This window comes from Tateyamaria pelophila (assembly GCF_019966495.1).
GTDB lineage: Bacteria > Pseudomonadota > Alphaproteobacteria > Rhodobacterales > Rhodobacteraceae > Tateyamaria > Tateyamaria pelophila.
Genome location: NZ_JAIMIA010000134.1, coordinates 1 through 11,096 on the forward strand (window position 1 = coordinate 1; position 11,096 = coordinate 11,096).

At 54.7% G+C, this 11,096-nt stretch carries 8 protein-coding genes; 1 reads left to right on the forward strand and 7 read right to left on the reverse strand.

The features are described 5' to 3' along the window. Nucleotides 1–45: 45 nt before the first annotated feature. From LC354_RS23535 to LC354_RS23560, 6 genes are all read right to left on the reverse strand, one after another. On the reverse strand, nucleotides 46–858 hold the full coding sequence (locus LC354_RS23535) for a hypothetical protein (protein ID WP_223428419.1): 813 nt from the start codon (nucleotides 856–858) through the stop codon (nucleotides 46–48). Between the two features lie 275 nt (nucleotides 859–1,133). Continuing rightward, nucleotides 1,134–1,520, reverse strand: a complete 387-nt coding sequence (locus LC354_RS28160) for a hypothetical protein (protein WP_223428420.1) — start codon at nucleotides 1,518–1,520, stop codon at nucleotides 1,134–1,136. Between the two features lie 46 nt (nucleotides 1,521–1,566). Then, the gene (locus LC354_RS23545) at nucleotides 1,567–2,418 is read right to left on the reverse strand and encodes a DUF7281 domain-containing protein (protein WP_223428421.1); all 852 of its coding nucleotides are present in this window, start codon (nucleotides 2,416–2,418) and stop codon (nucleotides 1,567–1,569) included. Then, nucleotides 2,403–3,611: a hypothetical protein gene (locus LC354_RS23550; protein ID WP_223428422.1), complete on the reverse strand. Its 1,209-nt coding sequence runs from the start codon at nucleotides 3,609–3,611 to the stop codon at nucleotides 2,403–2,405. The genes LC354_RS23545 and LC354_RS23550 overlap by 16 nt, the downstream gene beginning before the upstream one ends. Beyond that, entirely contained in the window at nucleotides 3,608–4,231 is a 624-nt protein-coding gene (locus LC354_RS23555) for a DUF4194 domain-containing protein (protein WP_223428423.1), read from the reverse strand. The genes LC354_RS23550 and LC354_RS23555 overlap by 4 nt, the downstream gene beginning before the upstream one ends. Beyond that, nucleotides 4,232–7,990 carry an ATP-binding protein gene (locus LC354_RS23560; RefSeq protein WP_223428424.1) on the reverse strand — a complete coding sequence of 1,253 codons (3,759 nt, stop codon included), beginning with the start codon at nucleotides 7,988–7,990 and terminating at the stop codon, nucleotides 4,232–4,234. It abuts the gene before it with no gap. A 573-nt stretch (nucleotides 7,991–8,563) separates the two neighbouring features. Here LC354_RS23560 and LC354_RS23565 point away from each other — a divergent pair. Beyond that, nucleotides 8,564–8,890 (forward strand): hypothetical protein, encoded by a 327-nt coding sequence (locus tag LC354_RS23565; protein WP_223428425.1) that lies wholly within the window; start codon nucleotides 8,564–8,566, stop codon nucleotides 8,888–8,890. Nucleotides 8,891–9,398: 508 nt separating this feature from the next. Here LC354_RS23565 and LC354_RS23570 read toward each other — a convergent pair. After that, a complete protein-coding gene (locus LC354_RS23570; protein WP_223428426.1) occupies nucleotides 9,399–10,934 on the reverse strand; it encodes a DUF7146 domain-containing protein in 1,536 nt (511 codons plus the stop codon). Between the last annotated feature and the right edge of the window lie 162 nt (nucleotides 10,935–11,096).

Genomic DNA, 11,096 nt, shown 5'->3' on the forward strand with positions numbered 1-11,096 from the left:
CCCCACTTCAGAATCCATCTCGCCCTCACAGGCAAGAGTGACCGTTCACGCCTTCAGTTCCAAACGCGATTCCCCTGTCGCCTGTGTGAGGTTGCCGCCAGAAATTTCGTTGATCTCTGTGAACGGGAGTTCACCTTCAGACAAATTCGCCTGCGCCGTTCTTTTTATTGTGGTGCTACCACTCAGTATCAATGTTGCGAAAGCGGCCCCCGCGGCATCCATGATGACCTCGCGTGGAAGCTCAGACTTACCTGCGCCATCTCTGTGTTCGACGCGAAGCTTTTCGATAGCCAATTCGAAGAGCGGGCCGCTGGTCTCGGGCAGCGGAGAATCAACTGGCAGTCGAGCAATCAACTGTAAAGTCTGAGGATTGCCAAGAAAATCCAAACCATGTTTTTCAAAATGTTGGAATAGCTCGTTCGCGCGCGCTTCACTCACACTTTGTGCAAGTATGGCAATTTGATCCTCAGCTGTCAGCGGTTCGAGGTGCAACTGCAGAGGGGCCTGATCATACTGCTCCTGAAAAGCTGCCACTGATGTGGCGGCTTGCCAGTCAGCTACACGACACGAGAGAATAAAACGTGGATAATTCAGCATCCCCAGTTTCTGAAGGACCAGATCAACTGCGTCTCCTTCATTTCGGGCCGAGACTTCATCAAGGGCATCAATGATAAGGATAGAGGCGTCACCGATAAGGGGCTGAGGTGATGGTCTGTTGATCAGCTGTCGGGCTGTGCAAAACTTGGCGACGCTAGATTCAGCCAGAACTTTCAAGAGTTGGGTTTTCCCCATACCGGGTTCGCCCAACACAACCAAAGACTCCAGGCGATCCGAAAGCTGGCTATCGCTGATGCGCACGCGCTCTCCATTTCGCATATCAAACCACAATTTCCGAGGGACGTTGAACAATCCACTTTTCTCCAAACAGTTCTTTTCGAGCTCGAATTTCTACTTCTATAGCTTTGTCTTATAGTCGGAAAATACCTTACGAACGACGCCTAGTTTGCTGATGATGATCCAAAAACAGAACCGTTCAGTTCATTCGATGTATCATTGCTACGAGGTTAGGCAGGAGACGATTTGTTCCACAAAAACCTTTTCCTGATGGATATCAGCGGTGGTGTGTGTTTCGGTCAAAGTTCGTCGCCACTACTGCCAAATCCAGGTTGAAATAGCCTCTTGTAAAGCCGTTCCGCGTAGGCATCAGTCATCCCCGCAACGTAGTCGCAGACGCGACGTTCTTTACTACTATCTGTATCTCCGTCGGCCCACGATTCAGACGGTATCAAGGCTTCGGGATCAGACAAAAGAGCCTCGAAGAGTTGGGATACAAGCAGTTGCCCACGCCGTTCTAGTTGCTGAACTTTCGCTTTTCGAATGATCAGATTGTATGCCACATCATCTTTTAGGTGCTTCAGAAGTGCTTTATGAGTTTTGGGTGCCCGCGCTTGTCGTAAGCAAGGTAAGTCCTTATCGTCAAGCGACGAATGCGACGATTGACGCGTGTCGAGCAGAACCACGTCTTACGACCGGCTGGTGACACACGCAGACCGAACCCAGGAAGGGTTAGCGAACAAAGGGTGATTGAACCAGCCACTCTTGCGGGATTCCCTGACCAAATCGCTTTAGGACATTCCAGGTCTGCCTGACATCGGGATGGACCGTTGCATCCAAAATCCGTTCGCTCCCAGACAGTTGGCTAAGATAGCGTTCTGATAGTCCGCGCCCTTCCGCAAACATAGCCTCGATCTCGGGAATGGGTGGCAGGAGCAGGCCCGCAAAGCCCGGCGTCTCGAGTGCAATACGGAGCCCGGCCGGATCGAGATCGGGGAAGACGTAGATTGGTTTTTCCAAGGCCTCCAGAAACCGTCTGGCCGCACCGATGGGATACCCGCCTGGTTGACCACGATAGACAACAAGCGCCGAGGTCAGCTGCTCAGGAATAGGAAAATTCAAGGCATGAATTCGTTCAAAAGCCTCCCAGTTTTCCACCTGGACGGCGCAGGCATGCCGCGCAAACAGTGATGCTGCATCGATACCAACGTCGAGATTGATCCCGGGCGGCAGAACATGCTCGCTCTTGCCCATCATGACAGGACTTTCATGCAACGCTTTCACCGCCACGCGCAAAGACCGCACCGCTTCTCTGCTAACTTTCTCGTTAGTACTGAAGGACAGCGCTTCGGTGCGCGTTAGACCTTCCAAGGCATCTTCGGTAGTGCCGGGAGGCACTTTGTGATCGCGCTCCATGCAGCGTTTGAGTTTTTCTCGGGACAGCGATCCGAGCACGATGGACTTTCCGGATCTAGTGACGGAGATGTTGTTTTCTTCAATATACGCAAGGAGTTCACTGCTTGCCGCATAACTTCCAGTCGCGGCAAGGGCGCGCAGCGCTGATTTGATTAGGCTGCGCGACATAGGCGGATATCCTCAAGGCGCTGGTTTGCGGTCTTGGGGGAAAGACCAGCATCGAGATCGAAGACAATCTGGTAGAGTTGTTCGTCTTCCTCGGTAGTGATCCAGCTGATCACTTGCTCCATGAAGACCTCGGGGCGAATATCGTCGCGCTCAGCACTCCAAGCATGAACCGAAACCCAGTCGCCTGCCTTGTCGACATGATTCAGAAGATAGGTAAGGGCCAATTCTTCAGCGGCGACGATATCATCGGTTTTCGGTTCGCTGTCGAGGATCACTCGTTGCCCAGCTTCGCGCTCCGTTTTTGTACGTTCTTCGATCGGCTTGAGGTCCTCGCAATAGACCGCCAGCGTTCGCCTCCCGCGCTCGGAATAAATGTCGAGCCAGCCCTTTGCCCCCGGTGGGGGCTTTCGCATGAGAGCGTTACAGAGCGGTCGGTCGAGTGCGATCTGTTCAAGATCTGGCTCGCCTCCTTCATTGAGGAATTTTGCAAATGCCCGGATCTTGCGCGTATGTGTCTCGATTTCCCGAAACGAGAACATGTAGCTTGCAAAGACATCGGAGATTTCAAGTAGGCTGGTGGTCCAAGCTTCCATGCGTCCAGAGATCACGTTCTGGTAGACATGACCTGCGGAACTGATGTCGCGGCGGCTGAACCTTTCATGGGCTTCGGTGCGGTTGAGACGGTTGAGTGCTTTGCGCAACCGATCCGCCCGATCGAGGTAGTGCTGGTTCTGGCGCATCTTCTCGTCGATGGTTTTCACATCCGAAAACCTGCTCGTCATCACCTGGTCGAACTGGAGAAGATCAGCATCGATCAGTTCGCGCACATCGTAGAGGCTTTGGATCAGGTCTGCGCTGTTGCGGTCGATGTCTTCATGACGCCCTTCAACCGCAGCTGCTTCGAGCTCGGTCAGGAGCTTCTCCATACGGTCGATTTCTTCGCCAATGTTACCCTTAATAGCAAAGCGCTTTTGGCGCTGGGTCAGGTCATCGAGAACATCTCGGAGCGCCCTGGTCAGGCCATAATGACCGTCTTCTCGTGGCGAAAGGACACGTTCTTTGTGCAATAACCGAATGGCGGCTTCATTTTCCTCGGTCTTCAAGACAGATTGGTCGTGATAGGTGGCCTCGATTACATCGGCATTGCGTGACAGGAGGCTCAGAAACCGTGGGATATCCGTGAGAGCGGTCATAGGAGCGCTCCTTGGACTTCGGGCTCATCAAGGGTTTCTTCCGCGCCCGGCGTGTTTTCGACCAGGAAGTCGACAAGGTCGTGGAAGGCATCCACCATGCCCGTGGCTACAAAAAGCTCTCGGGAAGGTCCGTGCTCCACAAGGTAGCCCCGTTGCTCCAACGCACGCAGAACGGCCCTAAGCATCTCCGTAGTGTTGGTTTTTCCGCCGCCTCGAATAAGGCGCGCATAGAGGCTCTGAAGATCCGTGCGACGCTTTGCGCTTTCGTCAATAAGGGCCGCAAATTTCGTCTCCGGTATATGATCGCCGGGACGCAGCACGCTGTCACTCTGGGTGGCAGCCAGGCACAAGGTCAGAAATTCAATCATCGGGCGCACGTCGCCCATGATTTTCTTGTGCATGCTGTTTAGCGCAGATTTGGTGTCTTCTCCGGGACGATGTGGCACCAGGAAATATCCCGATTGGTTATGGGTCGAAACGACTCGCCAGCCGATTTGCTGAAGGTATGACGAGACCCTGTCACGATGGCTCTTCTCCGCAAGGTAATCAAACAGGTCCGGTTTGGTCACTCGGCAAATGATGTGCCCATCGATGAGCGCATTGATGGCATCGGAAAACATTTACGTCCCCCCTTGGGCCCGAAGAACAGGCTCTGTTTGTGGTTTGTCTTCAGAGGACCTATCGGGATGGCCAGGCTGTACCGCATGATCACGCGACCATCTCAGAGTATGGGACGGCTTGGCAGCTCCCCGCACTTCCATCAGACGGGGTCCATGGTTGACGTCCTTGATAATCCTGAGTCTATGCTCGAAGCGCTCCCGCACTGACGCATCCGCATTAGGGGTCGCCGAGACCAGCTTGATCCCGTTTTCATTGAGCATGGTGAGAAGGCCGCGAACGTTTTTGCCGTCGATATTGCCAAGCTCGTCCAGCGCCCAGACCATCTGGGTTGGTTCCTTGCCGCGTACCATGTTGACGAATCCCACGAGGATCGTCGTCAAAATTAGGTAGGACACACCGTTTGAGGAGACATCTGCAAGATCGGTCGAGGCATGGAATTCGCGCTTGATCCCGTTTTCGACCACGTATCCGCGCAGCCTTATTTGCTGGCGCAAATCAGCTGTAATCCCGTCGTCGCTGCTCCAGTAATCCAGGAGATTACTCAAGGCATCTGTAAAGGCATCGGGCGGAAGGTCGTCGCCTGACCGCATCCATGCCTCGTGCAATTCAGAGATGCGTGCCAGGGCCGGGATGAAATCAAGCTCTAGTATGCCCGATTCAATTTCGATGCGGATCTCCTCGACGATGTCGACCGCATTGTTCCGCGCAAGGCTGCTTTGCAGGGTGCGGTTCTTTTCCTGAACACCTTTATGAAGACGCTTCAGGACGTGGTACTTGTTCTTAAACTCGTCGGCATGCGCATGGGCATCGTTGCGCAAGCTATCACGATGCTGTTCATGGAGAATTTCAAACCATTCAACCAACGCTGGTAGCCAGCTTGGCCCTTCCATTGCCGTATCAAAGCTCTCCATGCGCGTTGCAAGATGCTGTTCAGGAGGGCTTCCTGGTTCGGCCTTGAAGACGCGCACCACCTCCTTCACTCCCCGGCGGATCTCGTTCTCGAGCCGAATGAGATCGCGTTCCGCATCGTTGAGGGCTGAAAAGAGTGCGTCGAGCGCGCGGGTCCCCTGCCGGGCTTCAATGATTTCGTCATGGTAGCCCCTGAGGCGGTTTTCGATTTTTCCTGAATCATCGCGAACGGTTTTCAGTTTTTTTTCGCTTGCCTCCAACTCTGATCTGAGTTTGGCGAGACGAAGGCGCCAGGTCTTTGTGAGAGTGTTCAACTCCTCTGTGACCCCGGCTACCGAAATCTTGTGTCGTTCCAATTCGGCGCGCAGATCCTGGACGCGAGACCAATCATCTTTCAGGAATGCGCGCCAACGCAAAACGTCGTCTTCTGTATTGCGGATCCCACGGGCGCGTGACTTCAACTCTTTTGATTGCCGTTCAAGGCCTTCAAGTGTCGCCGGATCAATCCCTTTGGCGCTCAGAGCCTTTTTCCGTTCCCGATCGAGATCGTCCAGGGCCTTGTCACGCTTATCTCGGATGTCCCTTTCTCTCGCCTGGAGCACCGCCTTCACTTGGCTGTCCTCCGCCTCGATCGTCTCCATTTCCGATTGATAGGTCGCGTCGCACCGATCAAGCTCCCCTTGGCGGGTTTTTGCTACATTGGCCTTTGTGACTCTGGCGTCGTTCTCTTCGGCTACGGAACTATCAAAACGCGCGCGGGCCAGCGTCCGGGCGTCTTCTTTCGCCCGCTCGATCGCGTCCTGGATGGCGACGATGTCAGTTTTCGCGCCTCTTACCTTACTCTCAAGTATATTGATTTGAGATTCATGTCTGTTGATCTCCCGGCGTACAGCCCTGAGTTCAGAACCCGCAGCGTCGCGCGCCTTTTGGAATTGTACGATTTCAACCGTAGCTTCGTTGGTGTCGGCCGTGCATCTCTCAATGGCCGCCTGGATCTGGCGGATGTCGGAGGCCGCCAAAGGCGTGAGATCACTCAGGTCGAGATCGAGACCAAACAGGCTATGTCTCTTGCCTTCTGGAATCCAGGTCGGAGCTAGGTCAGATCGAGTGAGCAGATCTTCGTTGACGACACGCCCGATGGTGTCGCCCCAATCCGGGTATTGGTTTCTCAAGAAAGCAAGAAAGGTGCCATCAGAGGGAGATTTAGATGCCTCGAGGCGCTCATGCTCTTTCTCAAGGCGGATCCTAATGTTTCTGTGTTTCTCGATCTCGGCATCGGCTTGTCGTTCTGCCTGTGCCGCCTTGTCTAGCGCTTTTAAGAGCGGTTCCTTTTTTTGCCGAGCCGCGTTGAGAGCTGACTGGGCCTCTTCAAGTATGGTGCGCGCCCTCTGTTCCTTCTCTAGGATCTCCCGAGAGACCTGCGGGTTTTTTTTAGCTTCTCGGGCTGCACCGACTTCCGCGGCAGCAGATGTTAAGCTCTTATCGGCCTCTTCAAGTTGTGGGCCGTACTGGACCTCAATATAAGCGCGCGACGAATGACGGCGTTTGTCGGCCGCGGTCCGCTTTGTGCGCCGTGACGCTTCGAAGACGTTGCGCTCTTCGGTGACCTTCGCAAGTTCCGTATCTGCGTTGTCTCGCTCCTGTTCCTTCAGGGTGTCGTAGCGGCTGTTCAGCTCTGAGTGTTCACTTTTCAAGGCGTTTAGGCGTTCGGCCACTTGTCGCGCTTGGTTTTCAAGTTCATGGATAAGATCGAAATCTGCGGCCTTCTCTTCGATGCCGTCTCTGCGCATGTCGCGATGTATGTTCTCGATCCGCTCGAGTTCGTTCTGGATTGTATTAAGCTCGATTGCCGCGTTCCTGAGGCGGGTATCGAGCTCCACTTTCTTTTGGTCGTGCGCCTCTTCTTCCTCGCGCATTTTCTCCTGCTGCGCGGCAATCATCCGATCCAGATTTGTGCACTGGCCGTGGAGCTCCTCGAGCATGCCTTTCATTTCCGCAAGCGCTGTGCGTTTGCGGGACCGGGCGTGCTCCAGGAGGGTACTTTGGGACACGAGTGCGTCGACTTTATCCTTCTGGGACATTACGTCCCGGTAGGCACGGAATCGATTTGGCCAACTGGCGAGGTTTTCACGCTTACCGCCGAGCTTGATCCGTTGTTCCCCTTCAAGCACCTGTTCGGCAATCATTTCCTCGAGCGCGCGCAAACTGCCGTCTTTTTTCAGCATCGAGAAAAGGACGTTTTCCGCGTTTCGGAGAGGCGTGCGGGGCGCGGCCAGGGAATACTCGGCCTGCATCTGAGCGAGATCGCGTTTGCTGCTTCCCTCTATCTTGAGACCCTGGATGATCGTCTGGTATTCGATTATTGTGCTGACTTGCCGAGGCGTGATTGTGTAACCGCTATCGCGCAGGTGGCTTGCCAATTCCTTGTATTCGACAAATTGCCCGTCATTGGTGACGAACATGTTCTCATAGAGCGGCGATCGGACAAAACGGTAGACCATTTTTTCATCCGATGACGCGAGGTGCATGATCACTGAGCGGAGATCAGCGTTCCGGTTGCGATATTCAAACGCGACAAACGAGGTTGTGCGCGGCAGGTAGTGCCCGAAGAAGCTTTTGTCCTGGGCTTTTCGGGAAAGCTTCTGAGGAGAGAGACCAAAGGCGAGCGGTAGCGCCTGGATAACAGAAGTCTTCCCGGCGGCGTTGGTACCGGTCACAAGGACATTGCCATCTAGCGGTATATCCGCCACCGCGCCGCGAAATATGTTTGTATCGACCAGCAACATGCGCGTGAACCCCGGTGGGGATCCATTTTCGGCAGACTGCGCCAATTTTGTCGATTCGATCAACAACGCTCGGTTTCCCTCTGTCTATTCAGTGCCTGGCAAGGCAATTCGTCAAACTATGGCGACCATGCCCAACACCGAAACTTGGGAGTTCCTAGCCTTCCCATTGCTTACACCGGACCGGCGCGTTTCATCGTGGTCATGTCTTTACAATGCTTGCGCCTAACTGAAATGGCTATGACTCTGATCATATTCAACTAAAATCGCCAAGTTAGAATTGACGGAGTGCTCGCAACCACGAAGCTCGACTTGACGGCCTACGTTATCATCCTCAAACGCAGGGCAAGATCGAGCGGTGACACCAGACTCTGATGAACCGCACCCTACCGGAAAACTATTTCCTGCCCGGTGATCTCGAAGCCCAGATCGAAGCCTTCGTCCAGCGACGAATTCGCGTCTGAGGCGATCGCCTGTCGAACGCTTTTGCTAGCACTAGCGCCATAAGATAGGGGCATGGGCAATCCCACTGGCCCGGCAAGACGTTAGCCAAAGCATTAATGTGGTGGTTTGTTGCAGAGAATGTTGCAAACCGGAGCTAGAAATCGGCCAAAGTGGTTGAACTTCGGGTGGTTACCGATGGCTGAGATCGCCCGCCGTGCGGCTGTGGTTTTCACCGACGACCGGTTTGGCGCTCGGGTGGGAATGGCAATGGAACAGCGCCACCCACCCTTCGAACCTGCCCAAGTGGTCGAGGGCCGGATGTACGAGGGCTTCCCTACCTTTGTTCACCCAATACTGTATGATCGTCAGCGCAGCGCATACGCCAAGCGCGGCATTGCAGACACCGGTCAAAATTCGGCGAAGGTCTGTTCTGAGCCAAATGCCGCGGGCAGAGCAATGAGTGAAATCTTACTCTGCCGCGCCTTTTTTACGCCGTTCAAGTGCGTCTGCGATGATATGTAAACGGTTCTCCGCGTCAGAACCGTCACCCAGAAAGCCCACAGGCTGATCGAGCCAGCCACCCGGGATCGGAAGCGGCGTATAGCGGTACAGCGGATCCTGTGGGATATGGGCGCTTCGGCTAAAGACGACTACACCACTGTCAGCGTAGACAAAATCGTTTCCATCCGGATCTCGATCGATGACAACGCACGGCTGTTTGCTCGCTTCTTGTCTCGCAGTTTTTCTATTGTCACTCATGCTGTGCTCCTTTGGTGCTGAGCGGTGGAATTTGAATACGTGGTTGGCGCGTCGTTCAGATGAACGTTGCCTTGCAGTGCCGTAAAACAGCTGAACTGCCCCACCACTGCCGCCGTGGCGACGGGGTCCCTTAGATACGGACAGGGCAAAGAACCTCCCAACTTCCCAGCCCCAGACTGGCGCGGGGGAGATTGGGAAGAATTATCGCACGTCCGTCTGCAGGAGGTCTGCAATCGTGATGCCTTCAGCTTTTTGGTTCGAAGCTCCATATTCAGCATACCGGTTTGAGCGCGGCATTCTCGAACCGCGCGCCTGCACTATTGGGTCCGGGTACGAGACGGGGTTCGACCTGCCGCAAGCGGCGGGCGAAACTGTTTCGCGCAGGAATGCGGCTTTCAGAGACGCCTTCGGCGGCGCACCATTGGCGAAAGTCCAGGTAGAGATCGGCGACAGTGACGACGCTGTTTGCCCTTATAGACAGTCTCTCCGCCGACCACGCACGGACCCGATCCGCATCCTTCATCCACGCCTCTTTGGCGATACCTGAGGTGGCAGGATCAGCCATCCGTCGCGTTGACAACAGCCCAGTAGCAGCTTCGACAACGAGATGCAGAAGGAGATCTGCCTCGTTCTCGATAATGCGATCAGCCAGACCTTCGTCAGCCTGCTCCTCGGAATATGCATTGTCGAAGACCAATACCTTGAAACGACGCTCATCCGCGTCGTGATCAAACACAATAAACCCGCTGTCACAGGTAATCCCAGTAGGCGCGTCATCAAAAAAACCATCGTCCTCCCGTTTCGACATCAGCAACGCCTCGACGCTCTTGGCCTTGCTTGACGTAATTTTGACCTCGCCAATGCCGTTTGATGGCGTCGGATAAGTCGCACCGTCGAAACGAGCGATAGCTCGTGTGAGCCGGTTGTCATTAAGTGCGGTCCAAAGCTTGCCATCGAATATCCAAACAGTGCCTTCCGTGATGACAATGCGACCGAAGAGATCTTCCTGGGTCTCCAATACACGGTCGGCAATCTCTTCATCGCTGCCGCGGACCAGCTGTTCTACGTTAGCCCTGCGTTGCCGCGCAAAGACGCGGTCGGCATCGTCTACTGCAGCAGCCACAGCCCGGCTTCCCATATCCTGCAGCAGATCGTTCAGATCGGCCTTTTCACCAAGGCTGGCAGGTACCGTGACCACATGGACACGTGCATGCGGATTGTCTGCCGCCAATTCACGCGCGATCTGACGGCACTCCTGAGCTTTATCGCTGTCCGCAATGACTTCGACGCGACCGGCCTTCACTTGCGCAGTTTCGGGTCGGATGGATCCGAGGCAGACCCTGATCTCTGCTGGCCCAGCCAACAGCCGAGTCAATCCAGTTTCAAGGCCTTCGGCGATGGCAATCGTGCCTGTACCCAGTTTGTTTTTGATCCGAACTGCACCGTCGCCGATATAGCCAGCGCTCAGTTTGGTCTTTTTACCTTTCTCGTCGCGCTTGGAGCGCCCGTTCGACTGCAAGAGCGTGCCCTGCATGCCAACGATTTTTCCACCGGCGTCAGTCACGACGGCTACAAGAGCCTTGGACTTTCTACCTTCTGGTCTGCATCGGAATTCCGACGCGTACCGCAAGCTGTCATGCTCGAGATCTATCCCTTCCAACCTCCGCTCCTTGAGCAGGTACTGTTCGGCAGGCGTGCCCGGCAACGCCTCCATTTTTTCGACTTCGTCTTGTACCCAAGCGATTTTTGCAGCTTTTTCCTCCGCTGCCGCAGCCGTGCGCGCACTATCCTCTATCTCACGCTGCACAGCTTGTGCATCTGCCTCGCCTGGCCTTTCCGAGCTTTCCTGTTCCCCTGCCGCTGATTGTTTTTGCGTCTCGCTTTCTTCAAAGTGTTGATTTTCGCTGAGAAGTGACCCGGTATTTTCACCGAGATTTGACCCACCCTTGATTATGTCTCAGCGGTCATG

Excerpts from the sequence above, each read along its gene's own strand:
- LC354_RS23555 (WP_223428423.1), bottom strand. The coding sequence starts at position 4,231 with ATGTTTTCCGATGCCATCAATGCGCTCATCGATGGGCACATCATTTGC.
- LC354_RS23550 (WP_223428422.1), bottom strand. The coding sequence starts at position 3,611 with ATGACCGCTCTCACGGATATCCCACGGTTTCTGAGCCTCCTGTCACGC.
- LC354_RS23565 (WP_223428425.1), top strand. The coding sequence starts at position 8,564 with ATGGCTGAGATCGCCCGCCGTGCGGCTGTGGTTTTCACCGACGACCGG.
- LC354_RS23545 (WP_223428421.1), bottom strand. The coding sequence starts at position 2,418 with ATGTCGCGCAGCCTAATCAAATCAGCGCTGCGCGCCCTTGCCGCGACT.